This window comes from Agrobacterium sp. CFBP2214 (assembly GCF_030209895.1).
Classification (GTDB): Bacteria; Pseudomonadota; Alphaproteobacteria; order Rhizobiales; family Rhizobiaceae; genus Agrobacterium; species Agrobacterium radiobacter.
In genome coordinates, this window is record NZ_JARVRC010000001.1 from 423,446 (window position 1) to 441,430 (window position 17,985).

Annotated in this window: 17 protein-coding genes and 1 tRNA gene; 4 read left to right on the top strand and 14 right to left on the bottom strand. The window is 59.1% G+C overall.

Annotated elements, in window-relative coordinates; translation table 11 throughout:
* Positions 1–41: 41 nt before the first annotated feature.
* On the bottom strand, positions 42–3,551 hold the full coding sequence (locus QRN60_RS02060) for a PAS domain-containing hybrid sensor histidine kinase/response regulator (protein ID WP_112978354.1): 3,510 nt from the start codon (positions 3,549–3,551) through the stop codon (positions 42–44).
* A gap of 218 nt (positions 3,552–3,769) precedes the next feature.
* On the opposite strand from QRN60_RS02060, the gene mscL reads away from it, so the two are divergent.
* The 3 genes from mscL to galE all read left to right on the top strand — a co-directional run bounded on the left by mscL (position 3,770) and on the right by galE (position 6,879).
* Positions 3,770–4,198 (top strand): large conductance mechanosensitive channel protein MscL, encoded by a 429-nt coding sequence (gene mscL / locus QRN60_RS02065; protein ID WP_003503459.1) that lies wholly within the window; start codon positions 3,770–3,772, stop codon positions 4,196–4,198.
* Between the two features lie 154 nt (positions 4,199–4,352).
* Positions 4,353–5,519 carry a pyridoxal phosphate-dependent aminotransferase gene (locus QRN60_RS02070; RefSeq protein ID WP_003503458.1) on the top strand — a complete coding sequence of 389 codons (1,167 nt, stop codon included), beginning with the start codon at positions 4,353–4,355 and terminating at the stop codon, positions 5,517–5,519.
* Between the two features lie 328 nt (positions 5,520–5,847).
* Complete coding sequence (gene galE, locus QRN60_RS02075) at positions 5,848–6,879, top strand: UDP-glucose 4-epimerase GalE (protein ID WP_129564612.1); 1,032 nt, start codon at positions 5,848–5,850, stop codon at positions 6,877–6,879.
* Between the two features lie 12 nt (positions 6,880–6,891).
* On the opposite strand, the gene QRN60_RS02080 is transcribed toward galE, so the two are convergent.
* From QRN60_RS02080 to QRN60_RS02125, 10 genes are all read right to left on the bottom strand, one after another.
* Positions 6,892–7,728, bottom strand: coding sequence for a DUF6030 family protein (locus QRN60_RS02080; protein WP_162695461.1), 837 nt, complete (start codon positions 7,726–7,728; stop codon positions 6,892–6,894).
* A 146-nt stretch (positions 7,729–7,874) separates the two neighbouring features.
* Positions 7,875–8,099 (bottom strand): DNA gyrase inhibitor YacG, encoded by a 225-nt coding sequence (gene yacG / locus QRN60_RS02085; protein ID WP_003503455.1) that lies wholly within the window; start codon positions 8,097–8,099, stop codon positions 7,875–7,877.
* Between the two features lie 3 nt (positions 8,100–8,102).
* On the bottom strand, positions 8,103–8,726 hold the full coding sequence (locus tag QRN60_RS02090; RefSeq protein ID WP_003503454.1) for a Maf-like protein: 624 nt from the start codon (positions 8,724–8,726) through the stop codon (positions 8,103–8,105).
* 33 nt (positions 8,727–8,759) lie between these two features.
* Complete coding sequence (gene infA / locus QRN60_RS02095; protein WP_003503453.1) at positions 8,760–8,978, bottom strand: translation initiation factor IF-1; 219 nt, start codon at positions 8,976–8,978, stop codon at positions 8,760–8,762.
* A gap of 143 nt (positions 8,979–9,121) precedes the next feature.
* Positions 9,122–9,610 (bottom strand): arsenate-mycothiol transferase ArsC, encoded by a 489-nt coding sequence (locus QRN60_RS02100; RefSeq protein WP_003503450.1) that lies wholly within the window; start codon positions 9,608–9,610, stop codon positions 9,122–9,124.
* 2 nt (positions 9,611–9,612) lie between these two features.
* The gene (locus QRN60_RS02105) at positions 9,613–10,086 is read right to left on the bottom strand and encodes a UPF0262 family protein (protein WP_003503448.1); all 474 of its coding nucleotides are present in this window, start codon (positions 10,084–10,086) and stop codon (positions 9,613–9,615) included.
* Positions 10,087–10,089: 3 nt separating this feature from the next.
* Positions 10,090–11,388, bottom strand: coding sequence for a histidinol dehydrogenase (gene hisD, locus QRN60_RS02110; protein WP_003503447.1), 1,299 nt, complete (start codon positions 11,386–11,388; stop codon positions 10,090–10,092).
* Positions 11,389–11,521: 133 nt separating this feature from the next.
* On the bottom strand, positions 11,522–11,962 hold the full coding sequence (locus QRN60_RS02115; protein ID WP_003503446.1) for a DUF2948 family protein: 441 nt from the start codon (positions 11,960–11,962) through the stop codon (positions 11,522–11,524).
* A gap of 114 nt (positions 11,963–12,076) precedes the next feature.
* Positions 12,077–13,369 carry a UDP-N-acetylglucosamine 1-carboxyvinyltransferase gene (gene murA, locus QRN60_RS02120; protein ID WP_003503445.1) on the bottom strand — a complete coding sequence of 431 codons (1,293 nt, stop codon included), beginning with the start codon at positions 13,367–13,369 and terminating at the stop codon, positions 12,077–12,079.
* A 102-nt stretch (positions 13,370–13,471) separates the two neighbouring features.
* Positions 13,472–13,738 carry a hypothetical protein gene (locus tag QRN60_RS02125; RefSeq protein WP_099085659.1) on the bottom strand — a complete coding sequence of 89 codons (267 nt, stop codon included), beginning with the start codon at positions 13,736–13,738 and terminating at the stop codon, positions 13,472–13,474.
* A gap of 155 nt (positions 13,739–13,893) precedes the next feature.
* Between QRN60_RS02125 and QRN60_RS02130 the strand changes: the two genes are divergently transcribed.
* Positions 13,894–13,968: transfer RNA gene (locus QRN60_RS02130), tRNA-Thr, on the top strand.
* A 187-nt stretch (positions 13,969–14,155) separates the two neighbouring features.
* On the opposite strand, the gene QRN60_RS02135 is transcribed toward QRN60_RS02130, so the two are convergent.
* From QRN60_RS02135 to QRN60_RS02145, 3 genes are all read right to left on the bottom strand, one after another.
* On the bottom strand, positions 14,156–15,097 hold the full coding sequence (locus QRN60_RS02135; protein ID WP_003503441.1) for a flagellin N-terminal helical domain-containing protein: 942 nt from the start codon (positions 15,095–15,097) through the stop codon (positions 14,156–14,158).
* 238 nt (positions 15,098–15,335) lie between these two features.
* The gene (locus QRN60_RS02140; RefSeq protein ID WP_003503440.1) at positions 15,336–16,301 is read right to left on the bottom strand and encodes a flagellin N-terminal helical domain-containing protein; all 966 of its coding nucleotides are present in this window, start codon (positions 16,299–16,301) and stop codon (positions 15,336–15,338) included.
* A gap of 407 nt (positions 16,302–16,708) precedes the next feature.
* Complete coding sequence (locus QRN60_RS02145; RefSeq protein WP_003503439.1) at positions 16,709–17,629, bottom strand: flagellin N-terminal helical domain-containing protein; 921 nt, start codon at positions 17,627–17,629, stop codon at positions 16,709–16,711.
* Between the last annotated feature and the right edge of the window lie 356 nt (positions 17,630–17,985).

Here is a 17,985-nt window from a genome sequence, read left to right on the forward strand (position 1 = left end):
CAGACGTAAACACCTCCCGGATCGCAACATCCGGGAGTTTTTTATTCTGCCGCCGCGCGGGCCGTGCTGGATATCTGGTTGATGTAGGCCCGCAGCGCTGCCGGTTTGACCGGCTTGTGCTGGACGGAAATCCCGTATTTTTCCGCATCGCTGCGCACTTCCGGGCTGCGGTCCGCCGTTACAAGCAGGGCAGGGATCGTCTTGCCGTAAAATGTCCTGATGAGGCGGATGGCGCTGATGCCGTCGCCATCGTCCAGATGATAATCGGCGACGATGACGTCGGGCGCTGCGGCCAAGGTAAGGAAGGGTTCCTCCAGCGTCGCCACGGAACCTGCGGGCAACACCTCGCAGCCCCATCCCGTCAGCAGTAGTGTCATGCCCTCGAGGATTTTCGGCTCGTTGTCGATGCAGAGCACCCGGACGCCCTGAAGGCGATCGCTGGCTGCGGGACTGGTTATCCCGCCAACGGCTTTGGCCGGCACGAGGCGATCCGCCTCGCGCGGCAGATGGATGCGGAAGGTCGTGCCTTTTCCGGGGGTGGAGATCAGCTGCACCGGATGGTGCAGCATGCGCGACAGCCGGTCGACGATGGAAAGGCCGAGCCCGAGGCCGGATGCCGTTCTTGCACCCTCGTCCAGCCGGGCGAATTCCTTGAAAACGGTGCGAAATTTAGATGAGGGGATGCCGATACCGGAATCAGTCACCTGAATGACGACTTCACCGCCCCGGCGGCGCGCACCGACGACCACCTTGCCCTTCAGCGTATATTTAATGGCGTTGGAAACGAGATTCTGTATCAGGCGCCGCAGGAGGTTGGGGTCGGAGCGGACGGTCAGCGAGGTTGGCATGACCACGAGGTCCAGGTTCTTCTCCTGCGCCATCGGTGCGAAATCGGTCTCGATGCGTTTCAGCAACTCATTCAGCGGCACGGATGTCATGCGCGCCTTCATAGAGCCGGTGTCGAGACGGGAAATATCGAGGACAGCACCAAGAATGGTCTCCACCGATTCCAGCGCCGAATCGATATTGTGGACGAGATCGCTTTCGCCAGAAGCGCCAAGCCGTTCGACCAACGAGGAGGAATAGAGGCGGGCGGCGTTCAGGGGTTGGAGAATGTCATGACCGGCGGCGGCGAAAAAGCGTGTCTTGCCGATATTCGCCTCGTCGGCGGAGGCTCTTGCCTCCGCCAGTTCGCGGTTGACGCGGGTAAGCTCAACGGTTCGCTCCGCCACGCGCTGCTCCAGCGTTTCGTTTGCCTGTTTCAGCGCCTGATCGCTCGCCACCCGCTGGGTGATATCGGTGAAGGTGGCGACGATGCCTTTGTCCGGCATGGTGTTGGAGCGCACTTCGATGATGCGCTCGCCGCCCGCCAGCACCAGCGAGAAGGGCAGATCCATGGTCAGGAAGCTGGTGATCAGTTCATTCGTGTCACCGGCGGGCATATCGCCGCGTTCCTGCAGCATCGAAACGATATCCGTGAGCGGTACGCCCACCTGCCCGAACTGCTCGGGTAGATCGAGAAGGGTGCGGAAACGCCGGTTCCAGATGGTCAGCTGCTGCGAACTGTCGAAAACGGCAATGCCCTGATCCATCTGGGCGAGCGCGGTCTGCAGCATGTCCTGGTTATATTGCAGGGCCTCGCTCGCCTGATCGAGCAGCCATGCCGTGTCCGCGCTGGTGTCTTCCGCCTTCTGAAGAATGATCGAAAGCACCAGGCGGGCGGAGGAGGAGCCGATGGCGCTGCCCAGCAGCTGCTCGGAGAAATGGATCAGCGCCATGTCCGCCGGCTGGTCGTCGTTGAGCTTCCTGCCCGCCGTCTTTTCATAGGTCGCAAGTGATCGCAGCATGCGCTCCTCGCCGAGATAACGGGCGACCGCGCTTTTGAGATCACCGACGCTGACGCGGGTTTTCCAGCCGCGCGTGGCGAATTGCGATTTCGAGTGACGCTTGACGAAGATGCCGGACTGGATGCGCTCCACCGGCCTAGGATTGCGCGAAAGCGAGCCGAGCACGAAGGCGAGGCTGTTGACGAGCAGGCTGAGAATGACCGCGTTCACGAATGGGTCGGCTTCCGGCCCATTGAATACCGTGCTGCCGGAAAACAGGAAACCGAGAATATTGGCTGCCACCTCGGAATTGTCAGGCCCGCCGAAGCTTGGCAGAAACAGCAGGTAGGCCCAAACGAAGAAGCCCGAACTCAGCCCCGCGATCGCACCGCGGGCATTGGCGCGCCGCCAGAACAGCCCGCCGAAAAGGGCAGGGGCCATCTGCGCAATGGCGGCGAATGCCAGAAGGCCGATGGAGGCGAGGCCCGTAGCACTGTCGGCGGCGCGATAATAGCCATAACCCAGCAGCAGCACGGCAAAGATCGCCGTTCGGCGGATGTTGAGCAGCGTCTTGGCGAAATCGTCCCGGTGCGGTGAGCGGTTCAACAACTTCTGCCGCAGGAAGATCGGCATGACGATATCGTTGGAAATCATGATCGACAGCGCCACCGAAGCGACGATCACCATCGCGGTCGCCGCCGAAAAGCCGCCGATGAAGGTGATCAGCGACACGACCGGCATCTGATGATTGAGCGGCAATTGCAGCACGTAGAGATCGGCATCGCCATTGGCGCCGAGCGTCAGAATGCCGGCAAGCGCGATCGGCAGCACGAAGATGTTGATCGCGATGAGGTAGAGCGGCAGCAGGAACCCGGCCATACGCAGCTCTTCCGGCGTGCGGTTTTCAACCACCGTGACGTGGAACTGGCGCGGCAGCAGGATGATGGCGAAACCGGAAAGCAGCGTCATCACGATCCAGCGGCTGACGGGCGTGTGATAGGATATGGCCCGCATGGCCTGCTCATTATCCGTGGCAAGCTGCCACAGATGCGCGGGACCGTCGAAGAGGACGAAGAGTACGTAAAAACCGACGGTGCACATGGCGACGAGCTTGACCAGCGATTCCATCGAAATCGCCAGAATAAGCCCGTCCTGATGTTCGGTGGCATCGGTGTGGCGGGTGCCGAACATGACGGCAAACCCCGCCATGACGATGGTGACGACCAGTGGCAGATCGAGGAAATAAAGATTGCCGCTGCCAATGCCGTAATCGCCGGGATCGACCATTGTCGCTACCGAGCTGGAAACGGCTTTCAGCTGCAGCGCGATATAGGGAATGGCGCCGACGAGCGCGATGATGGCGACGATCATCGCCACGGTGGAATTCTTGCCGTATCGGGCGGCGATGAAATCCGCGACGGAAGTCAGTTTTTCCGTTTTCGCCAGTTCAACGATGCGGCGGATGATCGGCATGCCGATGGTGAAGGCGAGGATCGGCCCGGTATAGATGCCGAGAAATTCCAGCCCCCTGTCTGCCGCGAGCCCCACACCGCCGAAATAGGTCCAGGACGTGCAATAGATTGCCAGGCTGAGCGCATAGACGAACGGACGCCCCTTTTTCGGAGCGTTTCTGTTGCGGCTGTTCCTGTCCCCATAGCTTGCAACCGCAAACAGCAGCAGGACATAAGCGAAGGCCGAACCGAATATGATCCACCCAGGAAGCACGCATCCTCCCCGTGCAAGAGTTCCCTGATATCAGCATAGGCGAATTCCGGGCCGTTGAGAATGAGCGCGGTCTGATCATAAAGTTCAAGGCGCGCGTGCAAAAAAGCTAATAAATGCAATCCCGCGGATTCCAAATGATGCCCGGACCCTATATGGTTGAGCGCGTAGGGACAGTCACATAGCTTCAGCTCGCGAAGCAGGAGAGAGGGACAATCTGAATGCTTAACGAATTTAAAACCTTCATTGCCCGCGGCAATGTCATGGATCTGGCCGTGGGTGTTATTATCGGTGCGGCTTTCAGCAAGATCGTCGACTCCGTCGTCAACGATCTCATCATGCCGATCGTGGGGGCGATCTTCGGCGGGTTCGATTTTTCGAACTACTTCCTGCCGCTGAGCTCCAGCGTCAATGCCACCTCGCTCGCCGCCGCCCGCGATCAGGGCGCCGTCTTCGCTTATGGCAGCTTTCTGACGGTTCTCATCAACTTCCTTATCCTCGCCTGGATCATTTTCCTGATGGTCAAGGGCGTCAACAAGCTGCGCGATTCGGTTGAGCGCAAGAAGGTTGAGGAAAAGGCGGAAGCAGCTCCGCCGCCGGAAGACGTCAAGCTCCTCACCGAAATCCGCGATCTGCTGAAGACGCGTTGATTGCCGGCATTGTCCCCGGCCTGATTTGCCGGCCCGTGCGGCCGGCGATCTGCTGCCGGGGATGATCCATAAAGAAAATCCATGATCGCCTCACGGAATATCATGCACATGGCTGGTTCGATGCGATAAGAAGGCACCAAACGGAGTGTCTTTAATGTCCATTTTGAACAGTCTGAGTGCGCGCTCTCTGGCGGCTCCCGAGAGCGGCATTGTTGAAGTCGTGAATTATGCCCGGGGGCGAGACAATCTCCTGCCGCTCTGGGTCGGCGAAGGTGATCTGCCGAGCCCGGACTTCATCAATCAGGCCGCCATCGATGGGCTGAACAATGGCGAAACCTTCTACACCTGGCAGCGTGGCATTCCAGAATTGCGCCAGGCGCTGAGCCGTTATTACGAACGCCATTTCGCGGCATCGCTACCGCCGGAGCATTTTTACGCTACCGGTTCCGGTATGCAGGCGATTGTGCTTGCCGTGCAGGCGCTGACCTCGCCCGGCGACGAAATGGTCTATCTGTCTCCGACATGGCCGAATATCGTTGCCGCCATCGGTGTGGCAGGCGCGAAGGCGGTTCCGGTGGGTATCGATTTCCGCGACGGCAGCTGGGATCTCGATATCAACAGGCTGGAAAGCGCGATCACCGGCAAGACGAAGGCGCTTTTCATCAATACGCCCTCCAACCCGACCGGATGGACGGCGACGCGCGATAATCTTCGTGATGTTCTGGCACTCGCCCGCAAACATGATCTGTGGATCGTCGCCGACGAGATTTATGCGCTTTATCATTATTCCGGCAGCCGTGCGCCGTCCTTCCTCGACGTCATGGAGCCGGATGACAAGATCGTCTTCGCCAATTCCTTTTCGAAGAACTGGTCCATGACCGGCTGGCGTGTCGGCTGGCTTGTTGCCCCGCCGGCCATCGGTCAGGTCATCGAAAACCTCATTCAATATTCCACTTCAGGCGTGGCGCAGTTCATGCAGCGCGGCGCAGTCGCCGCCCTCGATCACGGTGATGGTTTCGTGCGCGAGAATTACGAACGCGCTCTGACCTCCCGCGACATTCTCTGCGATGCGCTCATCGCGACGAACCGTGTGGAAACCCTGAAGCCCGATGGCGCTCTCTATGCCTTTCTCAAGATAGACGGCGTGACGGACAGCCGGGCCACGGCGCTCGATATCGTCGACAAGACCGGGGTCGGGCTTGCGCCCGGCACGGCCTTCGGTCCGGGAGGGGAGCTGTTTCTCCGTGCCTGCTTCCTGCGCAACCCAAAGCAGATAGAAGATGCGGCCGACCGGCTGGCATCCTATATCCTCGGCAGGTAAGCGTCGCCTCTGCGTACAATGGTTTCCCCTGCCGCGCCGGGATCGCGCTACGGTAGGGAAATCGGCAACAAAATCACAGCGAATACCTAAAACTGCAACCCCACGGCGCAACCATCGACGTGGGGGATTTTCTGTGCTATGCGCTCCTTGTTCCATTTATGAGAACATTTTCATCTAATAAATAAAAAGCACCTCATTGCGCTAACCAATCGTAAGCCACCTTTTTAATGGAGCTGGGGATCGGTCGCGTATTCGCTGTGCAAGTAATCAATGATGAAGAATTATTGGCTTTGATGGGGTCAAGAAAAGCAAACAGGGAAGTATTGTCATGGCTGTTCTGGTCACGGGTGGGGCCGGCTATATAGGAAGCCACATGGTGTGGGCTTTGCTCGATGCCGGGGAAGAGGTCGTTGTTGTCGATCGGCTTTCGACGGGGTCGCGCTGGGCAGTCGCGCCGGCGGCGCGTTTTTATCTGGGCGACGCGGCGGATCGCGCCTTGCTCGACCAGATTTTCGAAGAAAACCAGATCGAGACCATCTTCCATTTCGCGGGCTCCGTCAGCGTTCCTGAATCGATCAGCCAGCCGCTCGAATATTACGAAAACAACACGGGCACGACCCGCGCCCTCGTGGCGGCGGCAGTCGGCCACGGTATTCGCAATTTCATCTTCTCGTCGACAGCCGCCGTCTATGGAAACCAGCCCTTTGATGGCCCGGTTCCCGAAACCGCGATCCTCAGCCCAGAAAACCCCTACGGCCTGTCGAAGCTCGCCTCCGAAATCATGCTGCGCGATGTCGTGCAGGCGCATGATTTCAATTACGTGGCGTTGCGGTATTTCAACGTCGCCGGAGCCGACCCGCAGGGGCGCGCCGGGCCATCTCCCACGGGTGTGGCAAACCTCATCAAGGTCGCCTGTGAAGCTGCTACCGGTCGCCGCGACCGGGTGGAAGTTTACGGAACGGATTACCCGACCGCGGATGGCACCGGCGTTCGCGATTATATTCATGTCGGCGACCTGATCGATGCGCATATGCTGGCCATGGCGCATCTGCGCGCCGGCGGCGGCACACGCACGCTCAATTGCGGTTATGGCGTTGGTTATTCGGTTCTTGATGTCCTGCAGGCTGTGCAGCAGGAATCGGGGGGCGATTTCCCGATCATCCATTGTCCGCGTCGCCCGGGCGATATTGCGGCCATGGTGGCGGATTCGGCGCGCATCCAGTCGGAGCTGGGCTGGCGGCCCCGCTTCAACGATCTGGTGGCCATCGTTCGCACTGCGCTCCAGTGGGAGGCCAAACGCCAGGCCCAGCAAAGCGACAGGATTCCGCCGGTGCGGCGCAAGCTCGCGGCAATAGGCTGAGCGGACTTTGCTTTACCGAAAGCGGTCTTTCCTGACGGAAGGATAAAGGATCGGCCGATCCAGTGGAGCGGCTGGTCGAAGCCAGCGATCCCTGTCAAAGAAGCTGCGTGTCAGCTTCAACCCCGGCGATTGTTCGCTTGTGAGCAAAATCACGTTCAGGCGATGGGGTGTCGTCGGTTCCGGTTTTATGGAAACCGAAATACCGAAATGTTGTGCCTGATAGGGCTGCATCCGGCCTGCCGGTTCAAGCATGTCCGCCAGATCAGCCCACCGGGTTTGTTCCACGATCATGGCGAGTGCTTCATCAAGCTTTGTCAGAACGGCAGTCCCATCCGGCGTCTTCGGCGCAACGGCCTTCATCCTGATGGAGCGAACCTCGCCGGACGCTTCGCCCCTGATCTCGAGGAAGAGCGAGGCCCGCTCGGCCGGGCCTGCCGCGTTCGCCACCGCAAGATCGGCCATGCACTCGAAATTGCGGATGTTGACTGGGCTTGTGTGCCAGCCATGCGGGTTGGAAAAACCTGCGGCAGTAAAGCGGTCGCAAAGCTCCTTACCGGAAAGAACGAAATCGCGTGCGAAAGATGCCCTGTCACCCCCTTGCTCAAATTTCAGAAGATCGGGCGGCAGAGAGACTTTTTGGGCGACTAGTTTCTGCCGCTTGACGGGCTTCATCTTCGGCGGGGGGGCCGCGGAGCGTGTCGCGGATGCCAGATTGAGATAAATCAGCAGGCTTTTGAGATGCTTCCTGTCATTGGCCAGCAGCACCGTCGCCCCGATGGCAAGACAAACGGCCAGCACCGCAAACAGCAGCGCGCCGGAGCTCACTCTTTTCTGCAAGCCTGCGTCCATCGCAAGACCTTAAGGGGCTGGCGGAAGGCGTCAGCCGGTTTTGATATGGCTTTTCGGACTATCGGCAGCCCGGTGAATATATGGTGTGAGCGAAGGCTCTGAAAATCTTATGCAACTCACCGCCGAAGTTTCCGGCGGTGCAGGTCTTATTCGCCGTTGTTCTTGGCCGTGTCCTGTCCAACGGCGCTGCTTTCATCGTCTGCGACCGGAATGGCGTAGGAGCCGTTCAGCCAGCGGGCGAGATCAAGCGAGCGGCAGCGATCCGAACAGAAAGGATAGTCTTCCCGTGTCGAGGGCCGCCCGCATTCAGGGCATGGCTGGGATTTGCGCAGCGGCGTGACGTTTCCGGCGCCTTCGGGAGATTTTGCCATGGCCTATCCTTCGAGCCAGCCCGAAGTCACCTCAAATCCTTCTCCGGAAAGAAGCGACATCGTCTCATAAAGCGGCAGGCCGACGACATTGGTATAAGAACCGGTCAGCTTTTGCACGAATGCGCCGGCAATGCCCTGGATGCCATAGGCTCCCGCCTTGCCGCGCCACTGGCCGGAGGCGATATAAGCCTCGATTTCGCGCGTGGAGAGGCGCTTGAAACGCACCTTTGTCTCCGCCACCTTCTGTCGGATCTTGCCGCCGGGGGTGACGAGGCAGATGCCGGTATAGACCCAATGGTTGCGTCCCGAAAGAAGATGCAGCGCAGCCGAGGCCTCTTCCGTATATTCGGCCTTGCCGACGATGCGGCGACCAACGGCGACCACCGTATCGGACCCCAGAACATAGGAGTCTTTCCACACCTGTTCGTTCTTCAGCGCCGCCTGCGCGGCTTCCGCCTTCTGCAATGACAGACGACGGCAGAGCGTGCGCGGATGCTCAAGCTTGGCCGGGGTCTCGTCGATATCCATCGGCATCAGACGTGCCGGTTCGATACCGATCTGATGCAGCAGTTCCAGACGCCGCGGCGAGCCGGATGCCAGAACGAGCTTTTGTTTTGAATTGGTCATTGCGCTGCCCGGGCGTCCGTTGCGGAACGTGGATTACTTGAAGCGATAGGTGATGCGGCCCTTGGTGAGGTCGTAAGGCGTCATTTCGACCAGCACCTTGTCGCCGGCGAGAACGCGGATACGGTTCTTGCGCATGCGGCCCGCGGTGTGGGCGATGATTTCGTGGTCGTTCTCAAGCTTTACGCGGAATGTTGCGTTCGGCAGCAATTCGGTTACGATGCCCGGGAATTCAAGGACTTCTTCTTTTGTCATGTAAGGGTTTTCTTCCTGTTGATAGTGCCGGACGTGTCCTGTCCGGGAAAATTGCGCGGAAACTACACAATCCCGGCACATTTGTGAACCTCTAAAGCATCGGCTTGAAAATCGCGATCGATTTTAACAGGCTGAGGCGGTTTTCAGTCTTTTGAAAGCGTATCCGCCACCGGCTGCTGCCGTCCCGGCAGGCGTTCCGAGATCAGCTTTGCCAGATGGTCCCGCACCTCGCGATAGGCGTCGAGGATTTGCTCGCGCGTGCCTGTTATTACCGTCGGGTCCATGGTCGGCCAATAGACCACGTCGAGCGAATTCGAGCGCGTCAGTTCCAGTGCGGCGTGATGGGCTTCGGGTGTCAATGTAATGATCAGATCGAAAAAATCATCCTCGATCTCATCCAAAGTGCGCGGTTTGTGCTTGCCGAGCGAAAATCCCTGTTCTTCCAGTACGGCATCCACGAAAGGATCGCGCTCGCCGGCGCGCACGCCCGCCGACTGTATATAGATGCCGGGCGCCACCAGCCGTTTGGCGATGACCTCCGCCATGGGGGAGCGAATGGAGTTCATGCCGCACATGAAGAGGACCGATTTGGGCGCTCGTCCCTCGTTTGGCGCTGCGGCAGGATCGATCATCTCTAACCCCGCCAATAAAGCACGCAGACAAGGGTGAAGAGGCGGCGCGCGGTATCAAAATCCACCTTGATCTTGCCGGAAAGCCGATCCATCAGCGTTTGCGAGCCGTCGTTGTGAATACCGCGCCTGCCCATGTCGATTGCCTCGATCTGGCTCGGCGTGGAGGAGCGGATAGCCTCGTAATAGCTTTCGCAGATCAGGAAATAATCCTTGATGATGCGGCGGAACGGCGTCAGCGACAGGATATGGATCGCGACATCCTTCTCGTCTTCCGTTCTGATCGAGAAAACCAGCTTGGCGTCGACGAGCGAGATGTGCAGCCGGTATGGCCCGCCGGCATGGCCAAGCGGCTCAAAGGTGTTTTCCTCGATCAGATCGAAAATGGCGACGGCGCGTTCATGCTCCACGTCGGGCGTGGACCGGCCGATGCTATCGTCCAGTACCACGTCGCAGAGCCGGAAATCGCCTGAAGCCATCGCTTAACTTTCCGGATTGAGGCGAATGGAGACCGAACGCGCATGTGCGTCCAGCCCTTCGGAACGGGCAAGGGTAATCGCTGCCGGCGCAAGCTGGCGCAGCTGCTCGGGCCCAAGCCGCAGGATCGAGGTGCGCTTGACGAAATCTAGCACTGAAAGGCCGGAGGAGAAGCGCGCCGAGCGCGCCGTCGGAAGAACATGGTTAGAGCCGCCGACATAATCGCCGATCACCTCCGGCGTGTGGCGTCCGACGAAGATCGCACCCGCATTGCGGATGTGGGCCATCAGGGCATCCGGATCATCGACGGCAAGTTCCAGATGCTCGGCGGCGATGCGGTTGGCGAGCGGAATGGCGTCGGCGAGCTTTTCGACCAGAATGATCGCGCCGAAATCGGCCCAGCTTGCCGCCGCCGTTTCGGAACGCGACAGGCGCTTCAGCTGCCGCTCGACGGCCGCTTCAACGGCCTTGCCGAGTTCGGCATTGTCGGTGATCAGGATCGATTGCGCGCCGCGATCATGTTCCGCCTGCGCCAGAAGATCGGCAGCCAGCCAGTCCGGATCATTGTCCTTGTCGGCAATGACAAGCACTTCAGAAGGCCCGGCGATCATGTCGATGCCGACAGTGCCGAAGACCTGGCGCTTTGCGGCGGCCACATAGGCATTGCCGGGGCCGACGATCTTGGCGACCGGCGCGATGGTTTCCGTGCCATAGGCAAGCGCTGCCACGGCCTGTGCGCCGCCAATACGATAGATTTCCTCGACGCCTGCGATACGCGCGGCGGCAAGCACCGCCGGATTGACCGCGCCGCCATTGGCCGGCACGACCATGACGATACGTTCCACGCCGGCAACCTTTGCCGGCACGGCGTTCATCAGCACCGAGCTTGGGTAGCTGGCCGTGCCGCCGGGCACATAAAGGCCCACGGCTTCGATCGCCGTCCAGCGCGAGCCGAGGCCCACGCCGATATCGTCCTCGTAGATATCGTCCTTCGGCATCTGCCGCGCATGGTGTTTTTCGATACGCCGGGCAGCAAGTTCAAGCGCCTCGATCACGCTCCTGTCGACGGCGGCAAAGGCTGCATCGATCTCATCCGCCGTGACACGCATCGGGACTTTCGAGAAATCGATACCGTCGAATTTCTGGGAATAATGGGCAAGGGCGGCATCGCCGCGATGGCGGACATCGTTGATGATGTCGCGAACGGTCGCGTTGACGTCTTCGGAAACTTCTCTCTTGGTTGTCAGGAAGGCCGCGAATTTCTGTTCGAAATCAGCCGATGCCCGCTCCAGCCAGATTGCCACGCCATTACCCTTTCATTGTCCCCGCGGGAAATCCCGCGAGGTGCACGAACTTGCCACAGAAGAATTGCGGCTCTGGTATGTGGCATAAATCGAAACGGCAAGGAAAGGCAACCGTTGCGAAGGCTTGCAACGTTTATTCGCTGTCGGGATGATGCGGTTTGGTAGTGGTTTCCCAGGCGCCGCTCACATCGGTCAGCTGCGCCTCGATGCATTCGACATCGAGTGCGATGGCGCCGCCGCCGGACAGCGTCAGTTCCACCGCGCCATCAGGCCCTTCGCCATTCTGGACGAAGCGGATGGCGAGAAGCGAAAGCACCTGTTCCTTGTCGTCGCGGTTGATGCCGTGCGAGCGGACCGCGGAGACCCGCTTCAGGAAAACCACGCTGCGGCAGCGCTCCGGCGGCAGGCTCTTTTTCTCAGTGCTTTCCCAGACGAAACGGTTGGCGGAAAGCGTGAATTGCCCGTGTTTCGGCTCGAAGGCAACATCCTTCAGCTTGAAGACGCTGTCCTGCATATGCGTCGAAATGACGGAGAGATCTTCAGTATCCAGCGCCAGCAATTTCAGGCCGCTCATCGTTTTCTTCCTTCTTCTGCGGTGCGGACCGCTATTTCCATGACTTACAATGGAAATAGGCAGTCCGGGGCCACTCTGCAACGGGTAGAAAACGGATGAGCGGTGATGAAAGGATCAATCGCTGACGCGTTCGACCAGCGCACCGCAGCGGGTGAGCTTTTCTTCGAGGCGTTCGAAGCCGCGATCGAGGTGGTAGACCCGCGAAACCATGGTCTCACCTTCCGCCACGAGGCCGGCAATGACCAGCGAGACGGAAGCGCGCAGGTCGGTCGCCATCACTGGCGCACCCTTCAGACGGGAGACGCCTTCGATGCGGGCCATCTGGCCGGAGAGCGAAATCTTCGCGCCGAGGCGGGCCAGTTCCTGGACATGCATGAAGCGGTTTTCAAAGATGGTTTCGGTGATATGCGAGACGCCCTGCGAACGGGTCATCAGCGCCATGAACTGCGCCTGCAGGTCGGTTGGGAAGCCGGGGAAGGGCTCCGTCACGATATCGACCGGCTGGATGCCATTGCCGTTGCGCACGACGCGCAGGCCTGTCTCCGTATCGCTGATGGTAGCGCCTGCGAGCCGCAGCGTATCGAGCGCGTTGTCGAGCAGCGATGCACGTGTGCCTTCCAGCACCACGTCACCACCGGCCATGGCGACCGCCATGGCATAGGTGCCGGTTTCGATGCGATCCGGCAGAACCCGGTGGCGCGCGCCGGAGAGCGAGGTGACGCCTTCAATGGTGATGGTGGAGGTGCCGGCGCCTTCGATCTTCGCGCCCATGGCAGTCAGGCACTGGGCCAGATCGACCACTTCCGGTTCGCGCGCGGCGTTGTGGATAACGGTGGTGCCGCGGGCAAGGCTTGCCGCCATCAGCATCACATGCGTCGCGCCGACGGAAACTTTCGGGAAGGTGTAGACGGCACCGATCAGGCCGCCCTTGGGCGCAGTGGCGTTGATGTAACCGCCATCGATCTCCATCGTCGCGCCGAGTGCTTCAAGGCCCTCGATGAACAGGTCGACCGGGCGCGTGCCGATGGCGCAGCCGCCGGGCAGTGAAACGCGGGCGCGGCCCTCGCGCGCCAGAAGCGGGCCGATGACCCAGAAACTCGCACGCATCTTGGAAACCAGCTCGTAAGGCGCTGTGGTGTCCACAATGGTGCGGCAGGTGAAATGCACGGTGCGGGAATAGGCTTCGCCCTGGCTTTCGCGGCGGCCGTTCACGGAAATATCGACGCCGTGATTGCCGAGAATGCGGATGAGCTGCTCCACGTCGGCCAGATGCGGCACGTTTTCGAGCGTCAGCGTGTCGCTGGTGAGAAGCGATGCGATCATCAACGGCAGGGCGGCATTTTTAGCGCCGGAGATGGGAATGATGCCGTTTAGCTTGTTGCCACCCGTAATTCTGATGCGATCCATGCGTCCCTACGGGCCTGTGCCCGCCTTTCTTATAGTGCCTTGCGGAAAGGCGCGTCCTTAGACGAATTTCCGCGGCGTTTCAATTTTATGCTGATGAATTCTCTAAGAGGATGATTCGTCCGTTTTTGCGGCAGGCAGGCCAATAGTATCGTCCTCTTCGCCGGCACGGCGCGCACGAACCTGCTGTTTGCGCTTCAAAAGATTTTCACGAAGCTTCTTGGCCGCCCGGGCCTTGCGCTCCACCTCGCGCTGCCGCGCCTTTTCGCCAGGCCCCGCCTGCGGCTTGCCGTCGGCTACCGGGGCGGATGCTTCTGCGGAAGCGCCGGCGGAAACCGCTGCCTTTGCCTGTTTGTCATGATGTTCGTTCATAGATTCAGCAATATCTGAAAAATGCATTTTTCAACAGGGGGCACGCTTTTTTGCCCCGCTTGATGAAGAATATCGTTTTGCGACTTGCGCTCGTCAAAAACCTATGGCAATAGGCCGCCACGCTTGATGCTGAAGCAAACGCTTCGGCACCGGATGCTGCTATAGCTCAGGGGTAGAGCACTCCCTTGGTAAGGGAGAGGCCGAGAGTTCAAATCTCTCTAGCAGCACCATTTTCCCCACAATTTCAAATACTTACGTAACAACCTGCACCGCTCGCATGCGGCATGTGATGTATGCCCGCGCCGCGCAGCCCGCGGCAAATGGAAAACCGCGCCCCTTGCGAAGCGCGGTTTCCATATCCGAATATTCTGTTGCTGCCAGAGCGGGACGAAACCGCCCGTAGCCATCGGGCGCCGCTTACTGACGGAATAGCGACAGGATATTTTCGGAACTGGTATTGGCGATGGAGAGCGACTGGATGCCCAACTGCTGCTGTGTCTGCAGCGCCTTGAGGCGGGTCGATTCTTCGTTCATGTCCGCATCCACAAGGCGGCCGATGCCGCTGTCGATGGAGTCGGTGAGCTTCGACACGAAGTCTTCCTGAAGGCCGATGCGCATCTTGATCGAGCCGAGAGCGGCGGAAGCGCTGCTCAAGGATTGAAATGCGGTTTCGACATCGGTGAGAAGATTACCGATGGTGTAGGCCGGCGGCGTTGCAGAAGCGAACAGCTTGAGATCGATGTCCCATACGGAAATGCCGGAGGCTGTTCCGGGTTGTCCGATGATGCCCCTCGTGGTGTCGAGCGTCGCGGGCGAGCCGGTCAGGCCGAAAAGCACATTGGCGGTCGTCGTGCCGGCAGTGGTATCGACAAGCGTATAGTCTGTTTTCGTCACGCTGACAGTGCCGCCGCCGTCGCGAACAAAGCCGGAAACGACAGTCTTGGCGCCGGTGCCCAGCAGCCAGTTCTCGCCGCTGAAGGATGCGCCCTGCGCAATCGATTCAAGCTGCTTTTTCAGCTGGTCGATCTCTTCCTGGATCTTGGTCTTGTCCACACCTTCTTCGGTGGCGGCAACGATTTTCGATTTGATTTCCTTGATGACTTCGACCGAGCTTTCCATTGCGGAATAGGCGACATCGATCTTCGCCGCGCCGAGGCCCAGCGCATCCTGAACCGCGGAAAGGGCCATGTTGTCGGAGCGCATCGTCGTCGCGATCGACCAATAAGCGGCATTGTCGGATGCGGTCTTGACCCGCAGACCCGAAGACACTCTGGATTGGGTATCTTCGAGCTGGCCGCTGATTGCGCGCAAGGTCTGAAGCGCCGACATGGCGGCGGTGTTCGTCAGAATACTTGTCATAATTGCCCCTCTGAGCTGGCTAAATGGGAAGGGACATTCCGGGATCGCCGGAAACGACTGAGCGGCGTGATGCCTGTTAACCTCTTTTTCGTCTTGGTTAACGAGTCGTTTCGATGCGCTGATTTAGCCGTGATTTGGTTAACGAACTCTTAATCAAAAAATCTCTTAGTTTCGCAGGCGATTAAACAAAAAAACCGCGCCTTTCGGCGCGGTTGATTTTTTCGGCTGAAGCTTCCGATTAACGGAAGAGCGACAGGATGCTTTCGGAGTTGCTGTTGGCGATCGAGAGAGCCTGAACGCCGAGCTGCTGCTGGGTCTGCAGGGCCTTGAGGCGGGTGGACTCTTCGTTCATGTCGGCGTCCACGAGGCGGCCGATACCCTTTTCGACGGAGTCGGACAGCTTGGAAGCGAAATCTTCCTGCAGGCCGATACGCATGGAGAGCGAGCCGAGCTTTGCGGCAGCGCTGGTCATGGCCTTCAGGGAGTTTTCAACCAGCGTCAGGGCTTCGGCCATGTTCGTGGCGCGATCAGCGGCTGCATACTGGGTGATATCAAGCGTGTAGACGGACTGGGCAGCGACGGTCGTGAACGTGCCGGTCGTGCCGAGAATGCCTGTCGTGTCGGGAACGCCCGTAGCGGAGTCGACCGAGCCGAACAGGGTGTTGCCGGTTGCGGTGTTGTCGAGAGCGTATTTCGTGGTCGTGACGTTAACGGCGCCGCCGGTGGAGCGAACGAAGCCGGCAACGACCGACTTGTCCGGGTCTGTGCCGGGGGTCGTCGCACCGAGCGTCGAAACGCCGACGAGCCAGTTTTCACCGTAGAAGGAAGCGCCCTGTGCGATCGATGCGAGCTGCTTCTGGAGCTGGCCGATTTCTTCCTGAACCTTGGTGCGGTCGACGCCTTCTTCAGTTGCCGTGACCAGCTTTGCCTTGATTTCCTTGACGACTTCGATTGCCGATTCCATGCCGGCAGAAGCGGTGTCTACCTTGGCGGCGCCGAGGCCGAGAGCGTCGGAAACGGAGGAGAGAGCCATGTTGTCGGAGCGCATCGTGGTTGCGATCGACCAGTAAGCAGCGTTGTCAGCAGCTTCGCCAACGCGAAGGCCGGAGGAAACGCGTGCCTGAGTGGATTCCATGTTCTGGCCGATAGAGCGCAGGGTCTGGAGCGCAGACATTGCTGCGACATTCGTGATAATGCTCGTCATAGTAGTGTGCCCCTTGAATGGCTGATTAAAGAAGGGACATTCCGGTTTCACCGGGAACGGCGCACAGCATCATGCCTGCTAACTGGCTGATTTTTAACGTTAGCTCGCCGTTTCGATGAGCATTAGGTAACGCGGGTTTGGTTAATGAATTGATAAGCGGAGAAAGAAATTCGGCGTCGTCAAAATTAAAAAATACAACCCTCGCGCGCACGCGCGCGTATCGCCAAAAGTTTAAAAAAAAGATAAGGCCGCACCCGTTTCCGGATGCGGCCTCATTGATGCATTCAGTCCGATTCAGCCTTTCGGACCTTTATGCCTTCTATCCCAGTCTGCGCTCGGTCAGCCCCCGATTGCCTGTGGGAAGAAATCTGTCCCCCAGCCCCGAAGGGCTATGAGAAGCTCAGCTCTTAACGGAAGAGCGACAGGATGTTCTGCGAGTCGCTGTTGGCGATCGACAGAGCCTGGATTGCCAGCTGCTGCTGCGTCTGGAGAGCCTTCAGCTTGGTGGACTCTTCGTTCATGTCGGCGTCAACGAGACGGCCAACGCCCTTTTCGATGGTGTCGGACAGCTTGTCGGCGAAGTCGGTCTGCAGGTCGATACGGGCAGACAGCGAACCGAGCTTGGCGCCGGCGCTGGTCATCTTCGTCAGAGCGGTTTCAACGGAGTAGAGGGCGTTGTCGAGATCGTCGGTGGTGACGTTCATGTCGAGAACGGAGATCTGGGTGTAGGTCTTGGCGCCGACAGTCGTCGTCGCACCGGTAGCGTTCAGGATACCGGAGTTTGCGTCGATCGTGCCGGGCGTAGCTTCCGTGTAAAGCATGGAGGCGGCGTCGAGAGCGTAGTCCGTCGTCTTGACGCTGACGTTGCCGCTGGCGTCACGAACGAAGCCGGAAACAACCGTCTTGGTGGCGTTGGCGCTGGAAACGAGCCAGTTTTCACCGTTGAAAGACGCGCTCGTGCCGATCGACTTCAGCTGGTCGAGCAGCTGCGTGACTTCTTCCTGAACCTTGGCCTTGTCAACGCCCTGTTCCTTGGCGGCAACGACCTTTGCCTTGATGTCGGTGACGACCTTGATGGCGGCGTCCATACCGGCAGACGCGGTGTCAACCTTGGCGGCGCCCATGCCCAGCGCGTCGGAGACGGCGCCGAGAGCCTTGTTGTCGGAACGCATGGTGGTCGCGATCGACCAGTAGGCAGCGTTGTCCGAAGCCGAGCCAACCTTCAGGCCGGAAGAAATGCGGTCCTGCGTGCTCGAAAGGTCGGAAGCGATGGAACGCAGGGTCGAGAGAGCGGCCATTGCGTTGGTGTTGGTGAGAATGCTTGCCATAATAAATGTGTCCCTTGTTTTTACGAGATACTGGAGTGGGGACATACCGGGTTTGGTATTACCGGTCGCAACGTTTCGGCTTCATGCCACTCGGTTCGGAAATACTTAGTTTCAGAAACCAAACCCGCTGCGTGTGAAAAGAAATTCGCAGCGAAAAATTGCACAATTATTAATTTGAGCGCTAAGAAATATTGGAAGATACTTATGGTTAGTTTTCGATTTATTTAAATGGTAATTTTTCTATTTAGAAAGATAGTTACCAAGTCGCCAGAAAAACTGGTAATCAAAGCGTTAAAACGCGCAAACCCCGCGGCCTTGGGCGCGCGGGGTTAAAAAACAGGGTTAACGGGTGTCAA